At 37.6% G+C, this 26836-nt stretch carries 12 protein-coding genes; 6 read left to right on the forward strand and 6 right to left on the reverse strand.

What is annotated here, in order from left to right; all coding sequences use genetic code 11:
- Positions 1-311 precede the first annotated feature (311 nt).
- From IQ247_RS18255 to IQ247_RS18280, 6 genes are all read right to left on the reverse strand, one after another.
- Entirely contained in the window at positions 312-2186 is a 1875-nt protein-coding gene (locus IQ247_RS18255; protein WP_228059846.1) for a vanadium-dependent haloperoxidase, read from the reverse strand.
- Between the two features lie 119 nt (positions 2187-2305).
- Positions 2306-3790 carry a 2Fe-2S iron-sulfur cluster-binding protein gene (locus IQ247_RS18260; RefSeq protein ID WP_193922510.1) on the reverse strand — a complete coding sequence of 495 codons (1485 nt, stop codon included), beginning with the start codon at positions 3788-3790 and terminating at the stop codon, positions 2306-2308.
- Between the two features lie 24 nt (positions 3791-3814).
- Positions 3815-5455: a 4Fe-4S binding protein gene (locus IQ247_RS18265; protein WP_193922511.1), complete on the reverse strand. Its 1641-nt coding sequence runs from the start codon at positions 5453-5455 to the stop codon at positions 3815-3817.
- A gap of 786 nt (positions 5456-6241) precedes the next feature.
- A complete protein-coding gene (locus IQ247_RS18270; RefSeq protein WP_193922512.1) occupies positions 6242-7987 on the reverse strand; it encodes a ShlB/FhaC/HecB family hemolysin secretion/activation protein in 1746 nt (581 codons plus the stop codon).
- Positions 7988-8266: 279 nt separating this feature from the next.
- Positions 8267-12082, reverse strand: a complete 3816-nt coding sequence (locus IQ247_RS18275) for a two-partner secretion domain-containing protein (RefSeq protein WP_193922513.1) — start codon at positions 12080-12082, stop codon at positions 8267-8269.
- Between the two features lie 645 nt (positions 12083-12727).
- Positions 12728-16789, reverse strand: a complete 4062-nt coding sequence (locus IQ247_RS18280) for a two-partner secretion domain-containing protein (RefSeq protein WP_193922514.1) — start codon at positions 16787-16789, stop codon at positions 12728-12730.
- A gap of 908 nt (positions 16790-17697) precedes the next feature.
- On the opposite strand from IQ247_RS18280, the gene IQ247_RS18285 reads away from it, so the two are divergent.
- The 6 genes from IQ247_RS18285 to IQ247_RS18310 all read left to right on the forward strand — a co-directional run bounded on the left by IQ247_RS18285 (position 17698) and on the right by IQ247_RS18310 (position 26752).
- The gene (locus IQ247_RS18285) at positions 17698-20523 is read left to right on the forward strand and encodes a CHAT domain-containing protein (RefSeq protein ID WP_193922516.1); all 2826 of its coding nucleotides are present in this window, start codon (positions 17698-17700) and stop codon (positions 20521-20523) included.
- A 397-nt stretch (positions 20524-20920) separates the two neighbouring features.
- Entirely contained in the window at positions 20921-21832 is a 912-nt protein-coding gene (locus tag IQ247_RS18290) for a helix-turn-helix domain-containing protein (protein ID WP_193922518.1), read from the forward strand.
- 97 nt (positions 21833-21929) lie between these two features.
- Entirely contained in the window at positions 21930-22931 is a 1002-nt protein-coding gene (locus tag IQ247_RS18295; protein WP_193922520.1) for a hypothetical protein, read from the forward strand.
- Between the two features lie 424 nt (positions 22932-23355).
- The gene (locus IQ247_RS18300) at positions 23356-23715 is read left to right on the forward strand and encodes a hypothetical protein (RefSeq protein ID WP_193922521.1); all 360 of its coding nucleotides are present in this window, start codon (positions 23356-23358) and stop codon (positions 23713-23715) included.
- Positions 23716-23916: 201 nt separating this feature from the next.
- A complete protein-coding gene (aroF, locus tag IQ247_RS18305) occupies positions 23917-25017 on the forward strand; it encodes a 3-deoxy-7-phosphoheptulonate synthase (RefSeq protein WP_193922522.1) in 1101 nt (366 codons plus the stop codon).
- A 46-nt stretch (positions 25018-25063) separates the two neighbouring features.
- Positions 25064-26752, forward strand: coding sequence for an HAL/PAL/TAL family ammonia-lyase (locus tag IQ247_RS18310; RefSeq protein ID WP_193922523.1), 1689 nt, complete (start codon positions 25064-25066; stop codon positions 26750-26752).
- Positions 26753-26836: the final 84 nt, after the last annotated feature.

Here is a 26836-nt window from a genome sequence, read left to right on the forward strand (position 1 = left end):
GGGGAGAGGGGGGAGAAGAGAATTTAGATATTTCCGATTACCACTCATAACTAATGCAAAGAACTACTAGTACTCCGCCACATTAATTTTGATGGGTAACGTTCTCGTAGTGGGAGCGTCTCGCTCCCTCGTTACAACCAGCGAGCTTTCCGGCTCGCACTACTTCAACCCCTCAGAACTAATGCAAAGGGCTACTAGTAGTTCATTTCATTAATTATGGGGAGTTCTGATCGCGATCATTTAAGCGGGAATGAAATTCCCGCTCTAATAACACAAGCCCTATGAATGGAATAAAAAATCAATCAGAAAAATCAAAACTGAAAACTATCTGAGCTTAAATTATCTGTTCGTATATCTACAACCATCTGACTGAATTCGGGGGTTACATTATCATTAAAAAAGATACCTGTTTCTTGTGGAGAAACACCAAGGTAATAATCCTTTGAAGAGCCAATTAGTGGAATAATATCTTCGTCAAACTCTGTATTTACAATGTTTAGAGTATCATCCCATATTCCGCCGTTCAGAATATAATCTTCATTGGTGTCAATTACACTTTCGTATCCACCGTTAATAAAGTATTGAGTTTTATCCCAAACGGCTTGCCCTACCTGTTCTCCCAATATTCTTCCGTTAACGTCACCATCCGTAAAATGAATTCCACCATAGATACGAGAAATACCAGCTTCTTCCGCAGCTTCACTGAAGGTATCCCACTCTAAAGTAACTGGTTCTGAAGGAGTTTTGCCGGGTTCAAAACGAGATTTACCTGTGTTAAAGCTTACAGAAGCGCCAAATTCATCGCTACCTGTGAACAATTCTAATATTTCTGCACCCGCAGCGCTAAAGCTACTGTGTCCAGAGGTATATTCAGCAAAAGGTGGTGATGGGTTTCCTCCAGGAGTTTGAAAGGTAAGGAAATCGGTTGCTAATATTGTCTGAGTTCCTTCTCCTGGTTTCCATGCATCAATTGCATAACCACCGAGTTCTTGATTGAATTCCCCGATTAATCCGAGTTCCCCCAATTCCCGAATCGCTCTAACTGGACGAGTATAATCATAGTGAGTTTTGGCTTCCCAAGTAGCGATACCTGCATCAAACACTGCGTTACCCAAGCCAAAGAATAATTGAGCATCTTCGTCGAGGGTATTATTATCTCGTGCCGAGACGAATTGTCCAAAAGTCATCCAAGTACCGGGAGGAAAGGATGTTCCACCACCCATTTCCCAAAACTCTGCAACTAATTTATGCTCGTCGGTAAGATTAGCGCTGATATCAATAACTTCTTGGGCTTGAGCGATAAATTCGGGGTTAATTACATCTCCGATCAGACTCTTATCGATATTTAATACAGAGCCATCTTCAAGGGTAATTGTTTTCTCTTCTAAATTTAGATCTCCATCTACCAGCAAAAATGGTTTTGGTGCTTCTGGACGGAATTGCTCACCAGATTCTAAAGCAAAAGGTGTAACATTACCCCATTGAGGTGTCAGAAACTGTTGAGTAGATGCTTCTGTTCCTAGTTTTGCATCAATCGCTACTAATTCCGGTGTCCAACGTTCAATATCAACGATTTTACCAGGAGCATTAATGGGTTGATAACCACTGATATCTGAATAAGGAACCCCATCAATTCCATTCAGGCTCTCACCTAATTGGTTAGAACCATCTTGATGACGAAATTCTAATAACTCCCCTGCCATTACATTACCAATACCAGCAGCCGTGGTAATATCGGTAGTATTATTGCTCGTATCTAAACCTAATTCACCCATCAATTGGTCAAAAATCTCAGTTTGGGTGGGGAATAGGTCGTTTAGAACCCGATAAGCAGCATAACTCATTGCTTCTGATTTATTTGCGTCAGTAATTTCCGCATCGGGACGCTGTAAATAATCACCAAGTTGAGTTGATATTGCTGTGGAGTCGTATGCTGACCAAGCATTGTATGTAGCAGTATGCAACATTGCATAAGCACGAGATGCAACTGTCGGACCTGGTGATGTATTAATTACAGCTTGTTGAACTGCTTGGTCCCAGATTACGGAAACTGTTGGAGTAGCATCGTCAACGGTTACTAATTGAGTATCTGGGTCAATTTGAAGTTCAACTTGATTACTCCCTTGTTTCTCTACATTACATTCGTGAGTGGAGTTGGTATTATTGTATAAGTTTGAGTATTGCATTTTTTTGAGTTAATTATTGAGTGAATTATTGAGTGAATTTTAAGTGAATTAATTATCGGAAATTCAAGAGTCAAATTGTAATCTTGCGTTGCTTTTTTGGTGCGTCCAAGTATGATATATTAGCCTTCAATAACTACATTTCCATCAGCTTTAGCTACACAAGTAAGAACATAATCCTCTTCACAATTAGAGTCTTCTTCGTAATAGACTTCTCCAGAAAGCTTGCGTAACTTGCATTGACCACAAGCTCCCATCTGACAACCGTAGGGTAATGTTATCCCTTCTTTTTGAGCAGCTTGTAAAATAGTTTCTTTAGCATCGCAAAGTACTTCTTTTTGAGATTTAGTAAAAGCTACAACATTGCTTTTTTCAGGCATTGGTGCATAAGACGTAGAGTAAAAATGTGTTGGAGCATCATCAGCTACTACTAATTGAGGTTGTTTTTGCTGTTTATTTTGCTTTTTAGAAGAACCAAAGCTTTCTTCATGGTAGTTTTCCATGGGGAATTCTAATTCCCTCAATATTGCTTTTACGCTTTCTCGAAAGCCATCGGGACCACAAACATATACAATACGTTCTTGAAAATCATCGCTAATCGTCTTGATCATCGTCTCGTTCAACCTGCCAGTATATCCCAACCAATTTGGGTTATATTGCATACCAGTTAAAGTGATAGCTAGTTGAAAATTGGGATATCGGTTAGCCATAAATTCTAATTCGTGACAGAAAGCTATATCCTGAACAGTTTTAGCGCTGTGGACAAAGACAATATCGGCATTTGGAGTTGTATCACACAACCATCGAGACATTGACATCATTGGTGTGATACCGCTACCAGCAGAGATAAACATAAATTTACGATTGGGATTATTTTGAATCGTAAAATTACCAGTTGGGGGACTAATTTTAATTTGATTACCAACAGTAAAATTATCGTGTAACCAGTTAGAAACTAATCCAGGAGGAGCATCCGGTATATCATTTGGAGCAGGAACTCGTTTAACGGTAATTTCTAAATTATGGGGACGTGAAGGAGTAGAAGAAATTGAGTAAGGGCGTTTTACTAATTTACCATCAATTTCTAATTCTAATGTTACGAATTGACCTGGTTGATAATTAAACATTGTGGGTGGAGAAGCAATAAAGCAAAAGGTTTTAACATCATATGTTTCTTCGATTATTTGGGAACAATTAACTATTAATTCATTCTCTTTACCCGATTCTTTTTGGTTATAAACATCAGTAGATTGAGGTTTTAAATACCAATAAGGATTTGACTTTTCTATTTTTTCTTCTTCAGGTAAAAACAATAAGAAAAAATCACCAATTCTCAAATTATCACCAGGCTGTAAAATGCAGTTTTGATTCACCAAAACTTCTTGATTATTAAGCCGCGAACCACCAGTACTAGCAAGCTCGACAAAGTAATAATTTTGCTGAAAGTAAGTAATTAAACCATGTACTCGACTCACTTCTGGTGTATTTAAAATTAAATCGCTGTTGGGATGTCTACCAATTAGAAATAATGAAGGTTTGTCTGTAGAAACAACAAGGTTTTTTTCGGCTAAAAAACCTATTTTGGGGTTAAATACTGTAATTTTCATAATTAATTAAACTCTTGTGAACATCTAACGACGATGAGTTTTTAACAATCTGGTTTGTGTAAGTTCAACGTGAGAATTAGCAGGATTTATCCTCTGATTTGGATAAATTAGAAATGGTTGCTCGCTGCTGATTTCTGATAGTATGGAGAAATGCTCATTTTCACTCAAAGCTAATTTCTGACGTATTTCCTGTAAAATTTCTAAACTATTAGAAGAAGTGAAGTTTTTTTGTATTAATCCTTCTAACAGAATTGATTTATAAATTTCTAATCGGTCTTTTTGTCGATATTCTGGTAAAACCGAAGCTAGGATAAACAATTCGTTTGATGATAATTCATCGAGAGAACGTCCTTTTAAAAATTGAGAATTATTAATCGATAACTTAGACAATTGACGACGGAAACTATCAAGATTACTATCTCTTTGATACTGCTCAAAACTACGTCCCCAAGTCCGAACTAACCACATAGTACTAACTATTACGACCAAGGTGTTAAATAATAGTTGTGCTGGAACGGGTAATCTTAAAATTTCTGGTCTTCCACCGTAAATAAAGAAACTGTTGAAAGCTATAAAGGTGCAAATCGTCAGCATCCTGTGTAAAACTTGTTCCGAATTTATGCGGGAATTGTGTTTTTTTAGATAAGCACGATAAGCTTTTTCGATTTTAGTCAAACTCCAGTAACTTAACGCAACTGCAAAAGCTAATGTTAACGGAACTGCGATGATTTTAGGTATATTAATTGGTTCGTTGAATAAGTAAAAACCTGGTTTCCAAAGTGTTGATAATTGATTTTCTTCGTGCATCCAAGCACCGGAGAAGTAATAATCAAAGTTACCAGCGTATAATCTGTAGTAGACGAAATAACCGATTACCAGTCCCAAATAACCGTATTGAACAAATCTGCGTCCTGGCTTTTTTAAATCGTTCCAGTAAGATTTTTCTGCGTCGATATCCATACAAGCAGATTTACAGCCGATACAAGCGCTTTTTTCCTGGTTTGTAGTTATATCTACAGTACGACACATTGATTGAGTTATACTTTGGGGAGATGCAGATATCCCATTACTTCCTAATAAACTACGCGGACCAGTAAAAACCGTTTGCACAACTCCGAAAGGACATACATAATGGCACCAACTGCGACCTCCGTATAAAAATATAACCGTAATTGAACTTGCGATCGCAGTCAATAAAAACAATCCCAAAGCCAGACGTGCTGAATTAATGAACAGGATACGGAAGTTTAAGCCGATAAATAACAGAGCAAACTGTACGTAAAAATGGTTGCGCGTTAACCAAGTATTTTTATTGATATTCAATCTTGGTTTTAATCCTAAAGCACGAGGAATTTGAGAAAGAAAGTATAAAGGACAAATCCGCCGCCAAGTCTCGTGTCCAAAAACTAGTACAATCATGATGGCGCTGGGTACAACCATTCCCCAAAATACTCTTGCACCAATGGGATAAGGTTGTTCTTTTAAGGGTTTTCCTTGTACAATAACTTGTGGAAGTGAGTCACGGAAGGGAGATAAGAAGTTACTGGGATTAGTCAAGTGATGGGTTATCGGGTCGTAAAATAGCGAAAATATCAACAGCAACCATCCAATTACTAGTACCAATCTAACAGCGTGCATTCTCTTTTCGGATACTTTACTCAGCATTTTACCTCTTCAGTAAACTAGTTCCTTACGTAAACAAATTGAATTGAAAATTAAACTACCTGGTTATTTTTCACTAAAAAAAAACCTCAAAATATCAATATGACCTTTAACCTTTAACCTTTAACCTTTAACCTTTAACCTTTAACCTTTTCATTCCCCCTGTGCTTTAATAACATAATAAGAAATCTAATAACCAAAATAAACTACAATTTATGGTGTCTTCAATACATCTTATTGAAAGGGAAAAAACACAATTGTGCTGTTCGGATTACAGAAAACTGTACGGTAAGGGGTAATGGGCATTCATGGTAGTTATCTCGCAAATTCTCTATCGCTTGTGCAAACAAACACGAATCGGTTGTTGAGGACGAAGTGTTAAAGAAATATTCCAGAAGCAGCACTAGCAAAGAATAAAAAGCCTGTTTTGGGAACTTGAGATGAGTGTATTTTCATAAAATTATCCTTGAATTTAATCAGATTTTCATGAGGTATTTTTTGTCCTCACTATCAATAACAGATAAAGGAAAATAAATATTCCAAAATTTATCAAAAATTTTTGTAGTAAATAGGACTTACCCATGGGTAATTGGTAATGTCAAAGAAGTCGGCACAACAGATTAACTACTCCTATCTCGCTGGAAAATTACCTATTTCTCTTTATCTCTTTCCTCTGCGTACTCTGCGCGGCAGTTGCTACAACGGTGCGTGTTCCTCCGCAACGCACTGCCTTGTCTGTGCGGTTTTTTTTATCGGTAATCTTCTGCCAGGAAAAGAGTAATTACCATATCAAAACGGTTGATAACGCAAGGAGAAATAAACACCATTTTCTTGTAATGAGTCGCCTTGATCTTCAACTGCTATTAAGGGAATACCGTAATCTAATTGTAAAAATAAGTCTCTTCGTGGTTGCCAGCTTAAACCTAATCCTAAACCCGCAACTGTTTGTGGGTCGGGATTTTCTGCTTTGTTATTCCAAACTGTACCGATATCAAAAAAAGGTCTGATTTGTAACGAGTTATCTGATGTGACGGGAAGACGTAATTCTACTGAACCAATAATGGCATTATCCGCCACAAGTTCGTTTTGGCGATATCCTCGCACGGTATCTACTCCACCCAAACTAATTTTTTCTAAAGGTAGTAAACCATCGGGTGTGAGTTGAGTGTTGATTTTGGCTATTATTAAAGTTTTGGGTGACATTTGCTGTACCCATTGAAATTGTCCCAACCAGATAAAAAATCGTCCGTCAATACCACTTTCGTTGATGGTAGCGTCAAATGCATCGATACCGAAACTAAATTGCGATCGCGCTGCGAGTACTTGTTTTGCATTTCGTTGTAGCCACTCTTGGGAAAAGCGAATTGCTGTAACTCTAGATTTACCATCTTCTGGTCCTTCTGAAAAGGAAAAGGGTTCATCATCAAGTAAAAATGTTTGCGATCGACGTATATCTAAGGCTAATCCAAGAGCAAGTTCTGTATCTGCTTTTTTGACTAAAGGTTGTCGGAACCCAAATGATAAAGATTGTGAGTCACTGCGAATACCCAAGTCAGCAAATTGATCTTCGATTATCTGGCTAGTGTTGTTACTGTAGCGGATATTAAATGTACCGTCTCGGGCATTTACTGGTATTTTATAACCTAAACCATATATATCTAGACCGTCTGTCAAACCGTACTCAGCGGATAATTGGTCGCCAAAACCTAATAGATTATTATAACTAGCAAATACAATACCTTGCAGGGAACCGATAGTGGGAGATTGGTTATTATCAATGACAATACCTGCGTTAAATGCAGGTGCTTCTTTTAATTGCAGTCGTAAAATGTTTTTACCAGGGCTGCTACCTGGGATTAATTCGGCGTTAACTTGTTGTAATAAAGGATCAAGTTGTAATAGCTGCAATGCCGATTCTAAGCGTTTGCGGTTTAAGGGGGGTTTGGTTGCTATTCTAAGACGACTGCGGACATAATTTGTTTGTAATCTATTAAGTCCGTTGATTTCAATTCGTTCTAATTCACCTTCTACTATTTGGATTTCTATAATTCCACTTTCTAAGGGTTGGTTATTTAAAATAAATGCACCGGATGTAATATAACCGTTATCAATATAAAGTTGGGTAATGGTAGAGCGTAGTTGAACTAAATCTTCAAAAGGGACAGAGCAAGTTTGTTTTGAACAGTTTTCATATTTTTTTATCAGTTTGTTAATATCATCAATGAGAACAGTATTACCTAAAACTTCAATTTTCTTAACATTAATCCCTTCATTAATGGGAGTAGTCGGTGCTGTTGGTGTATCGGTGGAAGGTGTTTGTAAAGCAGGAGGTAAAGAAGGTTCTGGTTTAGAGGGTAAAGGTGTTTCCGTCGGTTTGGGAATAGTTTCTTCAATTCGTTCGGGTGTATTTGGAGGAATTGTGATTCCATCGGGAGGAGTTGATTGAGCGCGAGCTAATTGTTTGAATGGTATAAAACTGGCGATAATTAAGCTAAAAAACAATAATATGATTATTTTTGTATTTGTTGAGTGCATATATATGTTTGTTTAAGTAGTAGCAACCTGAAAAATAATTGACTAGAAAATATCATCAAATCATTTCACCAAGTTAATTTTTTAAGGTTTGTTAGCTCCGCGTGTCCGTCAGGACATAGCCCCCGGATTTATCCGTGGATGTCCCTGACGGGGCGGCAATGTTGAAGCACCATTATTTTATTTATGGGGCAATAATTACGTAGCTTGCGTGGCGCGAATGCGCCATATTACGTAGCGAAGCGTCACCCGGAGGGTGATATTACGAATTACGAATTATATTCACCTGCTACACTCCCGACTAAGTATACGTCGTCCATTTTCCAAACGATAAACCCCAGATGGCTCCACAATGGGGTCGCCAATTTTCCAGCGACGACGAGGCTTGACAGATGTATTATTTGGTACAGATTGCACTCCAACAGTAGAGTAGACAGAAGGTACTGGATCACCGGGACGATAAGAGAAACCTTCACCACCAGTAATAAAGAAAGTACCGTTTCTTTCCCGACTTCTAACTACGCAACTGCTAGCAATTAAAGCTTCGCTATCAATAGGGTTTTGTGGTAATTCTGTAATTCCTTGAGTAGGGTCTATATCGAATTCACTAATTTCTGTAATACCACTTAAATTAGGGGTTGCGCCTGTAGCAGTAATATCACTTTGAGGAGTAAGTGCGTCGCGGACTTGAGTACCAAAGATTCCTTCAGTTTCTATTGTCACTCGTCCTCCACGGGAGTTTTGAGAATTGGCGCTGATATCGCTGTTTTCTAAGGCAACGATCGCATCACTATCAATATTAATATTTCCCCCTTGAACATTTTCACCTTTTGCGTTAGTAAGGATTTGGCTATCACGACGTAAAATTAAATTTCGTGCGTTGATAATATTAATTGTTGCCTGTTCCTTATTGACATCTGCACTTTGGGTACTGGCATTAAGTAACGCATTGTTGTCTAAATTAATAAAACGAGCATTTAATGTTAAAGTTCCTGCATTTCCCGTTCCAAGACTTTCCACAGAGACTTGAGCATTGTCCTTAACTAGTAAAGTATTAGTATTAACTGTTAAATTGCCCGCCTTACCACTTCCATTTTCTAGAACTCTTGCGAATAAAGCACTACCAGTGCCAATTAATTTAACATCTTCGGCATTTACAGTTAATTCTCCTCCATCACCTGCTGAAAATGTACCGGCTGCAACCTGTGCGCCATCTTGAACAAGCATTTGTTCAGTATTAATAATCAAGTCTCCGGCTTTCTTTCCTGATGATTCTTTCTCTGCCGAAGTAAACAAACCACTCACATATGGCTGATTATTATTTCCTGGATTATTACCACCCGTACCAATAATTTGTAAGTCTTGGGCATTAATATTCAAATCTCCTCCATTGCCTTCACCTCTAGTACTAGTTGCTACAAATGCTCCATCTCTAACAAGTATTTGTTTAGTTGTGATATTTACATTTCCCGCATCTTTTTTTGAGTTTAATGATGCTGAAGTACTTAAAGAACTCGGAGTATTACCGTTATTCCCCGTACCAATTAATTGTATATCTTTTGCTTTAAGGGTTAAATTTCCACCCTTGCCTCCACTATTTGTACCAGCGCTGATTTCTGCTCCATCTTTAATTAGGATAGTATCGGCATTAATATTTAAATCTCCTCCATCACCTGGTGAATCAGTACTTGTACTAATAGTTGCTCCATCTTGTACAAGGATTTGTTTAGTTTTAATAGTTACTTTACCTGCATTGCTTGTTGAGGTTTTTTCTGCTCTAGCAAACAAACCGCTCGCATATGGCTGATTATTTTCAGGATTGTTACCACCTTTACCAATCACATATACATATTCTTCAGCATTAATATTCAAATCTCCTCCAATGCCTTCTCCAGATGTACCAGTAGATAAAAATGCTCCATCTTCAATTTGTATTCTTTTAGTGTTTATATTTAAACTTCCGCCGTCACCTGTTGAGTTTGTCTTGGTTGAAACAACCAAGCTACTAGGAGTATTACCATTATTGCCTGTACCAATAACTTTTATATCCTGGGCATCAATATTTAAATTCCCGCTTGTACCTGATGTACCAGCCTGCATCGCAGATCCACTTTCAACTAATAAGTTATTGGTTTTAATCGTTAAATTTCCTACATTCTTATCTTCGGTAACTCTGCCGACAAAAAAACGTGCATTATTTTTGAGTAACAAGTCATGAGTTGTAATTTTCATATCTCCTGCACCACCTTGACTATTATTACTAGCACTAACAAATGCTCCATCTTGTACAAGCATTTGTTTAGTATCAATAATCAAAGAGCCTGAATCTCCTGTTGAAGGTTGTTCAGCTACAACGAATAAAGCACTGGGATATTGATTATTTTCACCACCTTGACCAATAATTTTTACTGATTCAATGGCATTAATTGTCATATTACCTCCATTACCTTTACCGGATGTACCAGCAAAGATAAATCCCCCACCATCAACGAGTAAGTTATTAGTGTTAATCTTTAAGTCTCCACCACTTCCTGTTGAATCTTTCTCTACAGAAACACTCAATAAACTCGGAGAATTGCCATTATTCCCCGTACCAATTACTTCCACTTCTTCGGCATCAATATTCAAATTTCCTGCATTACCAGCATTATAGGTATTAACACTAATTTTTGCACCACCTTCAACTTCCAAATTATTGGCATTAATTGTCATATTACCTCCATTACCTTTACCGGATGTACCAGCAAAGATAAATCCCCCACCATCAACGAGTAAGTTATTAGTGTTAATCTTTAAGTCTCCACCACTTCCTGTTGAATTTTCTTTCTCTACAGAAACACTCAATAAACTCGGTGAATTCCCATTATTCCCCGTACCAATTACTTCCACTTCTTCGGCATCAATATTCAAATTTCCTGCATTACCAGCATTATGTGTATTAACACTAATTTTGGCACCACCTTCAATTCTCAAACCATTAGCTTTTATATCAATATCCCCAGCATTACCTGCACTCCAAGCATTAGTAATGACAGTAGCTCCATTTTGTACTGTCAATTGTTGAGTATCAATCCTTATATTTCCTGTATTTTCCGTGGCATTTCCACTCACATTATTGGCATATAAACCGCTGGGGATAAAAGTGTCATTGATACCATTTAAGTTAACAGAATCCGTCGAATTAATTACTATACCACCGCTTTTTTCTGTTCCTGTTTGAGTTGATACAATTACCGAATTATCTCTAAGAGTGAGATTTTTACCTGTTAGCTGCACATCACCGGCACCATCTCCAGTAGCATCAACTACCGTATTTTTAGATAATTCAATTTCACCAAAATTCTCTAAATTATCAAAACCAAAAGCAAAACCTTTTTCTTGTGGTGTAATACTTACTAAACCTTCTCCGTTAACGCTGCCTAATTCAATTCTGCCACTCTCAGCTTTTAAGGTTGCGCCATTCAATAAAACATCGCCACCAAGCAAAGCTAATGTTTTATCGGATAGTACTTGCAAACCAGATTTTGGGTCATACAATTCTGGTATTTCTCTTTCTGTATCACCCTTACCATTTATCTCAATTTTTCCGGGATTTGTGCCATATTGCAACCCCAGAGGAACACTTACTGTTAGTAAAGATGTATTTTGTGGATTTTTGGCACTAAATTCAATATCATCTGCAAATTTGATACTCTCAGCAGTACTCCCTACAAAAGAACCACGAATATCTAACTTGGCATTTTCACCAAAAACAATCCCGTTGGGATTAATTAAAAATAAATTTGCCTTATCATTAGCTTTAATTAATCCATCAATATTAGAAATCGAATCACCCGTTACACGAGTAATAATATTACTGATGTCAACCGCATTATTAAAGTATGCTTCACTGCCCGTAGGTACGATAAAGTCTTTAAAACTGTGAAATAAATTACTACCAGCAGTAGTTCCACCTTCAATAAGGTTAGTATTTCCTTGTACTTTGACACTAGAATTATTGAGTAAAGTGTTGTCAGGAGTAATTTGAGCGTTAACAGAATTTACCCAAAAAGCGCCGATACCAGCGCAAGTAATTCTTAAAAAGCAACTCCAAGACAAACTTATCTTAAAAAGGGATTGATGAATATTGCACTTGCGTCCCGAAAACCTGATATAATATTTGTTTATCCTGCTATTGCACTTCATTACACCCCCTTACGCTTCAAAAGTACTTTTTAATTATTTCGAGGTTGCACGGGAAAGTGGGAAAATTTACTCCGAGCTTCTCTCCAAAAGGTTCTCTCCTCGGTAGAAGAGACTTTGAACTGAAAAGAAGATTATGAGTTATGTATCTTATCTCACGTGCAGCATTAGCGGAGCGTCTCTGAAAGAGATAGCTATGCTTAAGGCTTATTGTACAACCACTTGCTATTTTCTCACTAAAATGTTTATTTTCAAAAATAAACTCGCTATAGTCAGCCAAATCATCTATTCCGAGGAAATTAAGCACAATTTCCGATGCTAACCAAAAGGATATTTTGACAAATAATTTTCGCCAACGTATATTCATGGGGACTCTCTAGCACCTAATTAATGAAGTTGAGATTTAATAACACGGTAAGCAATTTACCAAGTTAAATAAACTACAATTCATGGTGTTTTGAATGCACTTTTTAGTATAGAGAGTCACTCAAATGTGTTGTGAGGATTACAGAAATCTGTATGGGATATGTGAAAATAATGATGCGGATTCTCCGTTACCTCTCACCTGCTACACTCGCGACTAAGTATACGTCTTCCATTTTCCAAACGATAAACCCCCGATGGTTCCACAATGGGGTCTCCAATTTTCCAGCGACGACGAGGTTTTGCAGATGTATTATTTGGTACAGATTGCACCCCAACGGTAGAATAGACAGAAGGTACTGCATCACCGGGACGATAGGGGAAACCTTGAGCGCCAGTAATAAAGAAAGTACCGTTTCTTTCGTTACTTCTGACTACGCAGCTACTCGCGATTAAAGCTTCGCTATCAATTGGGTTTTCTAGTAATTCTGTGAGGCTATTCTGGATACCGCTATTGTCTGGAGCAGTGAGATTAACATTTCCCGCAACTCCTAATTGGGAACTGGCTGTAATATCGCTTTGAGCAGTTTCATGAGTGCGGGGTTCGATACCAAAGATACCTTGAGAGTTAATTTCAACATTACCACCATTACCCCTGAAAGCATTGGCGCTGATGTCGCTGTTTTCTTTGGGAAAGGCAACGATAAAGCCATTAGGAGCGTTGATTGTGATGTTGCCACCATTAGCGTCATTGAGAGCTTCAGCCGATATTAGACTGCGATCGCGCATTTCTAATAATCCTAAGTTTGAGAGCAATATGTTACCGCCAGTTCCTGCTGCTGTAAAAGCAGTGAATTTTCCTTGGTTTTCTAGGCGAATCAAGTCAGCGTTAATATGTAGGTTGCCTGCATTTGCTGATCCATTACTACTCACAGTAACTTCAGCCCTATCTTGGATGGTAAACTGCTCAGTCTTAATCTCTATGCTTCCCCCTTCATTTGTGGAGTTGTTCAGAGCGTTAGCAAATAGACCACTAGCAGCACCTGTTTCTGTAAGATTGTTGGCGATCAATGATAATTGGAATGAAGCAGCATCATCTTCTGGAAAAAGTTGGCGGATACGTTGTTCATTCGCCTGAATTTGATTAATGCGAGCATCATATTTCTGGTCAACACCAGAGATAGTCACTCGGTCTTTTGCATTGAGCAGAATATTACCTGCTTTCCCAGAACCAGATGTTGTAGTCACTAATTGAGCACCGTTTTGCCCCTCGAATAAATTAGTATCCACCTTAATAGCACCACCGTCTCCACCTGAGCGAGTACGAGTGCTTAAAGCAGCCCCATCGGCAATCCGGAATATTTCAGTATCAATAATTATATCGCCAGCCTTAAAAGAAGTATCAGTACTGGTAAATAATCCGCTGGATAATCCACTATTGGGACTACTACCTGAAATATCGGCAACCTTAGTATTAATATTAATATTTCCTGCTGCACCTTCTCCTTGAGTACTGGCTTTAATAAAAGCGCCGTCTCTTAGTACTAAAGAATTAGCTTTGATTGTTAGGTTTCCACCCGATCCTTTCCCCCCTTGCTGCACTCCCAAAGTAATTCTGGTCGTTTCCCCAGTAGCGGCAATTTCAGTTTTGCCTCCTATAAGTGAAATGGTATCTTCGACAACCAAATTAATATTTCCTCCCCCCTTGCCATTAGATCCCACATCCCCTATCAGTGCTGCATTTGAACTTAACGAAAACTCTTTGGCATTAATTTTGATGTTACCCGCAGTACCTTCTCCTCTAGTGCTGACCTCTAATTCACTATTCCTTGCGGCAGAAAACGATCCTGTTTCGACTGTAATGTTCCCTCCGTCGCCCATCGCGTTATCTTGAATTCCGGTAGACAACCGAGAACCATTATCGAGAGAGACTGAGTTGGTTTTAACATAAATATTACCACTATCACCCTTTGCTGCTAATTCCATATCCGCAGACAGGAAAGCACCATTGGTTAAAGACAAGGAGCCAGCAGAAATATGAATATTCCCCCCATTACCCACGCCTTCTGCTTCCACGGTGCTGAAGATACGAGCATCTGTAAGGGAAACTGTATCTTTAGCTGTTACCGTCACATTCCCCGCATCCCCTTCACCAAATGTTGCGGCAGAAAGCCTAGCACGTTCTGCTAAATTCAAGGAACCGGCATCAACGGTAATATTTCCCCCATTACCAATTGTTCCTGTTCCCACCCTACTGAAAATCGCACTAGGGAATCCATTTTTGACACCAGCAATATCCACAACACCTGTTACATTCACATTCACATCCCCCGCATTGCCTCTTCCTGCTGGTTGGGTATCAGATGCACGACGAATACTAGTTTGCAGTTGAGCGCTATCTCGTAGTGTCAGGCTAGCAGCATTAATCTCAATATTCCCCCCATCACCCACACCACCTGCTTGCACCGTGCTGAAGATATTAGCATCTGTAAGGGAAACTGTATCAGTAGCATTAATTCTAACGCTACCTGCTTTTCCTTCCCCAAAAGTGCTTGCTGATAGTCGAGCCCTATCTGTAAGGGAAAGTTTGTTAGTATCAATGTTAATATTGCCACCTTTACCCACACCTCCTCTTCCTACCCTGCTGAAGATATCGGCATCTGCAAGGGAAACAGAATCGATTGCTTTCACAAATACATTGCCTGCATTTCCCTGTCCTCGCGTCAGGGCTTCCATCTGAGCACCATTATTTAAAGACAAAGAACCAGCAGAAATATCAATGTTTCCCCCTTTGCCAATTGCTCCCGTTTCCAATGTGCTGTACACACCACTAAAGTACCCATTACTCTTACCACTAAAGGAAACAATATCATTGGCAGCAATCGTAACATTTCCTGCATCACCCCGTTCTCCTCGAACTCGAGATTCAAGTAAAGCGCCATTTATGACCTCAAGCGACCCAGTTGTAATTTTGATGTTACCCGCGTTCCCAATGGCTCCTTGCTCTACATTGGTCAATGCTGAGGTGGGCAATCCATTGCTATCTATCCCATTCAACAAGACCATATCGCGAGCGTTAATATTTATGCTGCCTGCATTCCCATACCCGGAAATACCAGTATTTAGCCGAGCGCCGTTTGTAACCTCAACAGACTCAGTTGTAATGTTAATCTTCCCCCCATTACCTCTTGAATCCCGGCGCACGTTATTAAAAATGCTGCTATCAGCAACTGTTATTTCTCCAGTCGCATTCAGGGTAACATCTCCCGCAACAGTTTCAGGTGTCCCCAAACCTTCCCCAATCCCAGCGGAAAGAAAACTTCCTTCCCTAATTTCCACATTTCCAGCATTAACTACGATATCACCGCCACCAGCACCTTCTACATATACCTTGGCTTGATTTGTCAGCGATACATCAGCACGAGTAACATTATCGGGAAATTCCAACCTGAAATTATTCCCATTTATATCTAGTGCTACAGTTCCAGTTTCTGCCAATCCTCCTAACTCAACCCTCCCACCATAAGCGTTTAATTCTCCACCATTCATGTTGACATTGCCACCTACTAGCAGCAAACTCTTACCATCGGGTACGCGCAAACCAAATGCATCACTACCTGATGGACTTTGTTGTGCTGGTGCAATTGAATTATTTTGAATCGATGCTGTTTGATTAATTTGACTGAATAAAAAAGCCGAAGGATTCACCGTCAATAAAGCTGGTGGTTGAGGATTTATCGTACTAAAAAACCCTTGCTCTGCAAACTGAATTGCATTTGCAGTAGTCCCTACAAAGGAACCATTTATGTCTAAACTGGCATTTTCTCCAAAAACAATCCCGTTGGGATTAATTAAAAATAAATTTGCATTACTAGGGTCAAAATTTCTATTGGATATCGTACCCAAAATTCCGAAAATTTCAGAACGATTATTTCCTGTTACTCTTGTTAAAACATTTTGGATATTATCATTGGGAACAACAAAATAAGCTCCTCTTCCTTCACCGACATTTAATTCTTGCAAACTATGAAATAAATTTTGACCCCGCTCTGCTCCACCTTCTATCAAGGTGCTGGGTATACCATTTCTATTTACATTATTATTATTATTAATTTGTGAAGGTTCAGTACCTAAAGTGTTATCCGGTACAATATTGCTTTGAGCAAAACCCGATTCTATTGATGTGACGCTGACACTCAAAAATCCTAGTAAAATTTTTATTGAAAATTTCCATAACCTGTTACAGCTAACATCTTTCATTTCAACCTCTTATGCTTCAAATTATGTTTGAAAAATATATCTCGCTCCATCTAAATTTTAGAAGATGTTTATAAAAATATCCGGCGGTTTAAACCGCGACTACATAAACAAAGTCCACCTGCGTGGACTAATATATTTGAAACCCGTGCAGACGGGTTTCGTTTGTGTAGCCGCGACTTCTAGTCGCCAGGTATAGTATTAAATTAGACTGTTCAAGCAGCCAAGCCTTAGAGGGTGTTTTAGAAATATCCGGCGGTTTAAACCGCGACTACATAAACAAAGTCCATCTGTATCCGGCGGTTTAAACCGCGACTACATAAACAAAGTCCACCTGCGTGGACTAATATATTTGAAACCCGTGCAGACGGGTTTCGTTTGTGTAGCCGCGACTTCTAGTCGCCAGGTATAGTATTAAAGTTTAAACCGCGACTACATAAACAAAGTCCATCTGTATCCGGCGGTTTAAACCGCGACTACATGAACAAAGTCCGGCGACCTGGACTAATTATTTGAAACCCGTGCAGACGGGTTTCGTTTGTGTAGCCGCGACTTCTAGTCGCCAGATAAAATATTAAATTAGACATTCAAAACACTCTCTAAGAAGATGTTTATAAAAATATCCGGCGGTTTAAACCGCGACTACATAAACAAAGTCCGGCGACCTGGACTAATTATTTGAAACCCGTGCAGACGAGTGCCGGTTTGTGTAGATGCGGTTTTAACCGCCCGATAAAGTATGAAAAGTTTTTTTATCAAACAAGTGATATTATACATTTTTGTACTAATCTTTATCTAATTAGCATAATTATTTTTTTATCATCTTCTACATATATAAAAATTCATGATTCTTGAGTTATTGGTGACAAAAACTACTTGTAATTTATTTATAAAACCAACTAGAGTTAATCATGCCAAAGCAATACCCAAAACAAAAGCGTCGCATCTTAACAGCCTTTTTCGTAGTGAGCTTTATACTTACATTATTTCTCAGCAATGTTTTTATTAACACTAGTGGAATAGCATTTGCTACGGTTGTCAAAATACAAAATCAAGATACTAATCAACTGGTAGAGAAAGGAATTGAATATTATAACAATGGGAAATTTAGAGAAGCAGTTCAAGAATGGGAAACAGCTTTAAATATATACCAAAAAAACAAACAACTTCCAGAACAAGCAATTGTTCGAGGAAATTTGGCTAATGCATTTGAAAAACTTGGTGATTTAGAAGAAAGTATTAAACATTGGAATGCAGCAGTAAATTTATATCAACAAGTTGAAAATCCCCGCGAAACTGGAAGAGCGCTGACACAATTAGCACAAGCATATAGTAATTCAGGACAATATAAAAAGGCGATCGCAATTTTATGTGGTGCAGAAGAAACAGAAATAGATGATAATCAAATAAAGAACAAAAAAAATACACATCAATCAAATTGTTTAGAGAAAAGTGCTTTAGAAATATCTCGCACTCAAAAAGATATTAAGGGAGAAATTGCAGCATTAGGAAGTCTTGGGGAAGCTTATCGTTTGTTAGCTAAATATAATTTGGCAACTCAATATTTAGATTATGCTCAACAGAAAGTTGATGTCGATAATTTTTCTTTACAATCAAAAATATCAAATAGTTTAGGTAACGTGTATTTAGGTAAAGGACAACTTTGGAGTTTTTATGCAGATTCTGCGAAAGAAAGCGAATTACCTAAGTTCGATGAAATTGTATTAGAGGCTAAATCTTATTATCAAAATGCTCGGAATAATTTTCAAAATAGTTACCAAATTGCAGTCAAACAAAATAATAAACCCGCTCAAATGGGAGCGCTGATGAATTTAATTCAAGTTGATCTTCGCAGTCAAAAATTAAAATCATCTCCTAATAACAACTTACAACTTGGAAATCAAATAGATAATAAAAAACAAGCTTTAGCACTGCTGGATGAATTACCCGATTCACCACAAAAAGTATTTGCAACAATTGATTTAGCAAATCTATCTGCTGATGAAAAGATTACTTCACCATTAACTCAATGTCCAACAAAACGGCAATTATCAGATGAAGAAGTTGTCAGATTACTAAATCAAGCTATCAAAACTGGTAATAATATTCAAGATTCTCGTTCCGAGTCTTTTGCTTTAGGAGCCGCAGGACATTTTTATGAATGTCAAAAGGATTATAATCAAGCTTTAGAATTAACCAAAAAAGCACTATTAGCTGCTGAATATAAACTGCAAGCGAAAGATAGTTTATATTTGTGGGAATGGCAACAAGCAAGACTTTTAGAAAAAACAGGAAGCCAGTCAGAGACAATTTCTGCTGCTTACGAACGAGCTTTTCAAACATTAGAAATAATCCGCAGTGATATCATCACAGCAGATAGAGACTTGCAGTTAGATTTTCGGGATGTCATTCAACCTCTATACCGTAAATTAGCTTCCTTAAAACTGGAAAAAGCAACTGCGGAAACTAACTTAAGTCAAAAATCAAATAAAGAAGTTGAGCAACAAAATCAAAACAATCAAGAACTTGATACCGCTCGTGAAATCATTGATTCTCTGAGATTAGCTGAATTACAAAACTATTTTGGTAATGATTGTATTGCAGCATTAATTACACCGCAAAAAGTTGACGAATTACTCGGAGGGGAACAAGGTAAAACTGCTGTATTTAGCTCGATTTTTCTCGAAGACAAAGCCGCAATTCTACTTAGTCTACCAGATAAATCTCAACATATTCAGTGGATTGAGCAAACAAACAATCAACAAATTACCCGCAAAGAATTAGAATCACAGATCAGAAGCTTTTTTGAAGAGTTAAAAGGACAACAAAAATTTCGCATCGAAGATTCACCCGAAGCTCAAAAAGTATACAGTCAAGCTCAAAAAATTTATGATTGGATAATTAGACCTTTTGAAGAAAAAGGTTACTTAAACCAAGACAAAATTCAAACACTGGTTTTTGTTCAAGATGGGTTATTTCGTAGCATTCCCATGTCTGCTTTAATCGACAAAAAACAAAATCAATACCTCATTGAAAAATATGCGATCGCCACAACACCAAGTTTACGCTTAACAGCACCAAAAGCAGATAAAAGAAAACCTAATCGGGCGATGATATTTGCTTTTGATAAAGCATCTGAAATAGACAGGAAAGAATTTCAAGCTTTGGATTTTATTAGTAAGGAAATAGAAGCACTGGAAAAACTTTTCCCTGATATAAAGCAACTTACTAAGCAAGATTTTACTTCATCTGACTCAAACCAGAAACCCCAAAAAACTGATTACCCAATCATTCACATCGCAACTCATGCACAATTTGGAATTATTCCAGAAGATACATTTTTAGTAATAGGAAAGAATCAAAAGCTAACTATTAGTGACTTAGAAAAAACTTTGAGAAAATTTGACGATGATATCAATGGAATTGATTTATTAACATTAAGTGCTTGTCAAACCGCAGCAGGAGATGAACGTGCTACTCTGGGTTTAGCTGGAATTGCCTTAGAAGCAGGAGTGAACAGTGCTTTAGCTTCCTTATGGTCAGTAGATGACAAATCCACATCAATTCTAGTTAAAAATTTCTATGCAAATTTACAAGCCGGAAAAAGTAAAGCACAAGCTTTGCAACAAGCTCAACTTGCGTTAATTCATAATTCGAGCAAAATATCGGAAATACAAGAAGAATACAAGAAACCTTATTATTGGTCACCTTTTATTATGATTGGTAATTGGTTGTAATCTACACATCATGATTGTGGTGTGGTTTCTTCGGGAGTAGTTTGACCAATTTTTTAGAATCCAATAAATCACGGATGCTCCCGATTTTTCGCCCTTGAATCCTTAGAGGAGAAAGGTTGTATTCCTAAGTCTCTAGATTTTTACACAGATATTTACTCCCATACTATACACTTTTCTGTAATTTTACTTACACGTTTAGGTTATCCTCAATTCAAAAAAATGTATTCTAAGCACCACAAACTGTAGTTTATTTAATTTGATAAATTCTTTACTGTATTAATTAGAGCAACGGAGAATAAATAAAAGTTTATTTATTACTTTAATTATTCCCACGCTTTTTTCTATCCATTCATGATCATTACAATCATTAATTGATAAATTAAACAAAGAGTACATCATGAAAAAGATACTAGTAATTGAAAATCAAGTAACACTGCGAAACTTCTTTTTAAAATTTCTCAATGATAGGGGTTTTGATGCTATTGGTGCAGAAAATGGATCTATGGGTGTTAAGTTAGCAAAAGAACATTCACCTTTATTGGTTATTTGTAATGTTAAGGCATTAGAGCTAAATTATCATAGTATTATCACAGATTTTCGTCAAAATGCTGCGACAAAAATTACTCCATTTATTTTTATAGCTACAGAAACAATTGATCGTCAGCTTCTTACTGAAAATAAATTACTATCCAATAGCTATGATACGTATTTAACTCAGCCTTACCAAGAAGAAGAACTATTGTTAACAATTAACGTTCAACTTCAAAAACGAATAATTATTCAACAATGGTGTGTTTCCCGCGAATTTTGCCAACAAAACCAAACTAGTGAAGCAATAAATACCTTTAAATCGGAGTCGTCGTTACTCCGCCGTGCAACGGCGGAACCTGCGACGACCGGCGTTCCCCAGTCCATATTTCCTATTTCTAATTGTTCCTTACTAAACAAAGTGTTCCAATTTATTGAAGAAAATTATCACCAGCAAATAAATCTTGGTGATGTAGCTGAAGCTGTTGGTTATACAGCTACTTATCTTACTAACTTAGTGAAACGTCAAACTCAAAAGGGTATATACGGCTGGATTATTGAGCGTCGTATGGCTGAGGCTCGCTGTTTACTAATCAAAACTGACCAATCTGTAAGTTGGATTGCGGCAAAAGTCGGCTATCCAGACTCCGGTCATTTTAGCCGCTTGTTTCGCCAAAACTATTCTATATCTCCCAAAGCTTGGAGAGATACTTATAGCGAAAATATATTAGTAGAGGAAACATTTCACGGAACATCAAGGATGTTACTCACTAAAAGTTAATTTCGGTATTTTAACTTACTAAACTTTAGATTGCTATACACTAAAGAGTAGTGATAATATGCAAACAAACTTCTAAGACTTCGATCAAATTTTAATTATGCGTACATACCAGATATCCGCTTTCCTCTTTACAACCCCTTTATTATCTTTTGTAATAGCTCCAGCATCTGTAAAGGCTGCCACTTTTAATTTTGATCAACTGAGATTTATTGAACCCAGACCGATCGAATCTAATGTTTTTTTGGATTTTCAGGGTTTACCTTCACAAAATGAAGGATTTGTTGCTTTCTATAACCAAGATGCTGATGCTCTAGATAGAGGTCATAGATTAGTTCCGTTGAATTCTCGTGCCGATATTCCAGGTGTTCCCGATAATGCTCCTTACTATGGTACTGGAAGACAAGGTAGCCCGGAAGTACCCTCAACTAACGCGACTAGAACAGCTAGTTTAGTTAATAATTCCGGTTTTTCAAACTTTAATAGTTATTTAACAAATAATGGTATTGAATTTAGTGATATTGGTTTTGCATTCGGGCAAAAAGAAGGTCAGGATTTTACAAAAACCTGGAACTTAGGTGCAGACGTTATTGGTGAAAATTGGTTTGCCGAACCAGATTCACCTATTGAAGAAAGAATTTATAGCGCTAATCCTAATGATGTTGAATTAGGTTTATATAATGGTACGACTAAAATAATTGACTTCGGATATTCTGATTATTATGCAGTTGTTGATTATGGTCCAACAACTTCATTTCAAGATGATATTGAGAGTAATTTTACAGACCCAATTACGGTAAATAAAGTACCCAATTTATCTTCATTCAATCAAGGTTTGGCTGATGCTTTTGTTAAAGATGTCTCTGCTGCTGGAAATAGAGTCCAGATAGTTAACTCTTTTGACGGAGATGATTTATTCCAAAGAAGCGGAAATGGATTTGATATGTTTATTCTTCCATTTCCATTAGAATTACGAGTGGTTAGAGCCGTGCCGGAAAAATCTTTGACATGGACGCTATTAATGTTTGGAGTTTTGGCTGCGATATCTAGACGTAAAAAAGCAAGTAATCAAGTTGAATGTAAAAGGTTCTTGAGCAAATAGATCATAAATAAGCATTACTTAAAATTAGTATCTTTTAAGGGGGTTTAGACTTGATATTTAATTCAAGTATTAGCCCTTCTTTTTATTGTTAAATTCGTTTTATCAACTCCATCTCCGCTAACTATACAAGAGAAATGATGCTCGCTTCACTAATCTGATTTTTAGTATATTACTTATTTAATGCTATTCTCCGTTTCCTATTTTGCCTTAAAAACTATTGTAGAGTTATAAAATTAAAACAAAAGAATATCCTATTCAAGCTCAATATTTTTCATGGAAAATTGATTTAATATCTCTTAAAATTAAATGATTAACAGTGATGAACTCTGTCACCCGGTACTCATCAAAACAAATTTGTATCTAATCCAACAATTTCATTTTGTTCTGTGAAAAGGTACAGTAAAACTCATCAAAGGATTTTAAAATGTTTGAATTAAATGCAAAATCTGGCGCACCCGCAATTAGCAAAGGTGCTAATTTACTTGGTTTAACTCTCTCTTATTCTGAGTTAAACGAGCTGCAATCTGGCAATCATATTTCTCTTGAAAATAGAAGTTTAAGTGAAATTGGTTCATTATTTATTATGGTGTCAGCACTTGCTGATATTAATGCGGGTAAAACAAAGACTAATGTAACTTTTGGTGATTTACCGAAAGCAACTACTGATTCTCAATGCTGTTCGGGTATTCCTATTTATTGTTGGGAGTCTAATTCTCAGAAAATATGTCTTTTTCTGACTATGGTAGATGGTAAGCCTGCAATTCGCAGTTGCTGTCATTCATAAGTGAAGAAGTTACCCTGGATTTATCTCGGTATTCTATTATTTCGATTACAACAAATTAATATCCTATACTACCGAAATATTTTCCATTCTTCTTTACTTATTATCCGATTAATATAAATATTATGAGGATAAAAGATTAACTACAACGAATAGCAACGATATCTGTTTTATTTGAAATTCATTTCCGGAGAATTAACATCAATGATTGTAATAATGAAATCTGCAACTCCAGCAATGGAAGTTGAACGAATTACTCAAGAAATTCGCCTTTTGAATATCCATCCAGAAAAGTCTGTTGGTATTCATCACACTTTAATCGGTTTAGTAGGTGATACTACATCTATTAACGTTCAACAAATTGAAAAACTTAGCCCTTTTATTGAAAGAGTAATGCGTGTAGAAAAACCTTTTAAACGTGCTAGCTTACAATGGACTAATGGACAACCCAGTACGGTTTATGTAACTACACCAAATGAAATCGTTGCTTTCGGTCAACATTCTCCCATAGTTGTGGTTGCAGGTCCTTGTTCGGTTGAAAATGAAGAAATGATTGTGGAGACAGCACAATCAGTCAAGGCTGCTGGTGCCAAGTTTTTGCGTGGTGGTGCTTATAAACCACGTACTTCTCCTTATTCATTTCAAGGACATGGTGAGAGCGGTTTGGAATTACTTGCAAAAGCCAAAGCTGTCACTGGTTTGGGAATTGTCACTGAAGTGATGGATACGGCAGATTTAGATAAAATCGCAGATGTAGCCGATATTATCCAAATCGGAGCCAGAAATATGCAGAATTTTTCACTGTTGAAACAAGTCGGAGCCATTAATAAACCTGTGTTGCTCAAGCGAGGGATGGCTGCAACTATAGAAGATTGGCTAATGGCTGCCGAGTATATTCTTGCGGCTGGTAATCCCAATGTAATTCTTTGCGAGCGTGGAATCCGCACTTTTGACTGCAAATATGTGCGAAATACTTTGGATATATCCGCCATACCTGTTTTGCGTACTCTAACTCACTTACCGATTATGGTTGACCCTAGTCATGCAACGGGTAAATCTGAGTTTGTATCATCAATGACAATGGCAGCAATCGCTGCTGGTACAGATTCATTAATGATTGAAGTTCATCCCGACCCAGCAAACGCATTATCTGATGGACCCCAATCTTTAACACCGCAACAATATCGAGAGTTAATGCAAGAAGTAGCTCCTATTGCTGAGATATTTGGTCGTTGGTCGAATAAACATACTATGACAATGCCATACTGTTCTCTAACAGAAAAAGAATTAGTATATAGCGTTTAAGTTTTGATCGAAAAAATCTACAATCCACATCTATTTCACAAATATCATGAAATTAACATCTCTACAAAAAAGCAATACTGCTTCCGCTCAATTAGCTTACAGTGAATATTCGGATTCAACTGTGAATGTAGGTAACGATTCTCTCACCATAGATGACCTTGCGAGTGTCGCTCGCGATCAAAAACAAGTACGGTTAACAGAGAATGCAGACATTTTACAGGGTATTCAAGCATCATGTGATTTCATTAGCAATGCAGTTGAATCTGGAAAGCCAATTTATGGTGTGACATCAGGATTTGGTGGCATGGCTGATGTGGTGATTTCTCCGGAAGAAGCATCGGAATTACAAACAAATCTGGTTTGGTTCCTCAAGTCGGGTGCTGGAAAGAAATTGCCTATTTCAGATGTCCGTGCAGCAATGCTGTTACGAGCTAACTCACATTTACATGGTGCATCTGGTATCCGTCTCGAACTAATTCGACGCATGGAAATTTTCCTCAACGCTGGGGTTACTCCTCATGTATACGAATTTGGTTCGATTGGTGCAAGTGGCGATTTAGTGCCGTTATCTTACATTACTGGTGCCTTGATTGGTTTGGATTCTAGCTTTAAAGTTGATTTCAACGGTAAAGAAATGGATGCTCCCACTGCTCTATCTAAACTTGGTTTGTCTCCTTTGCAGCTATTACCCAAAGAGGGTTTAGCAATGATGAACGGTACTTCTGTAATGACTGGTATTGCTGCTAATTGTGTTTACGATGCGCGAATATTGCTCAAGCTGGCAATGGGTGTTAATGCTCTATTTATTCAGGGTTTAAACGGTACAAATCAATCATTTCATCCGTTTATCCACGAGTGCAAACCCCACCCTGGACAATTATGGGCAGCAGAACAAATGATTTCTTTGCTTGCTGGTTCTCGTTTAATTCGCGACGAGTTAGATGGTAAACATGAATATCGCAAGCAAGAATTGATTCAAGATCGTTATTCGTTGCGTTGTTTGCCACAATATATGGGTCCAATTGTTGATGGAATCTCTCAAGTTGGCTCGCAGATTGAAATTGAGATGAATTCTGTTACAGATAATCCTCTAATAGATGTGGCAAATAATGCAAGCTATCATGGGGGCAATTTCCTGGGACAGTATGTAGGTATGGGAATGGATCACCTACGCTATTATTTAGGACTTTTGGCTAAACACATAGACGTACAAATTGCCCTGCTTGTCTCTCCGGAATTTAACAATGGATTGCCTCCTTCTTTGGTGGGGAATCAACAGCGTAAGGTAAATATGGGGTTGAAAGGTCTGCAAATATGCGGTAATTCAATTATGCCTTTGTTAACCTTTTACGGAAATTCCCTTGCAGATAGATATCCCACTCACGCAGAACAGTTTAACCAGAACGTCAATTCTCAAGGTTATATGAGTGCAAATTTAGCTCGTCGTTCTGTTGAAATATTTCAACAATATATGGCGATCGCCTTAATGTTTGGGGTGCAAGCGGTTGATTTACGCTCTTATAAAATAAGTGGTGATTATGATGCTCGGACTTGTCTTTCTCCTGGGACTCAAGAGTTGTATTCGGCAGTGTATCAGGTAATTGAGCAAAAACCAAGTTCTACTCGTCCCTACATTTGTAATGATAACGAACAGTCTTTAGATGAGCATATTGCTCGGATTGCAGCGGATATAGCTGCTGGGGGCTTAATTGTGGATGCAGTTAAAGGTTGTTAATTGTTTGATGTCGAATAATATTACTGCGCCCAGAGGAGGTGTTAAAATTTTACCTCCTCTAGCAAGTAATTAAAGGTAATTAAA

This window comes from Plectonema cf. radiosum LEGE 06105 (genome assembly GCF_015207665.1).
GTDB lineage: Bacteria > Cyanobacteriota > Cyanobacteriia > Cyanobacteriales > Nostocaceae > Rivularia > Rivularia radiosa_A.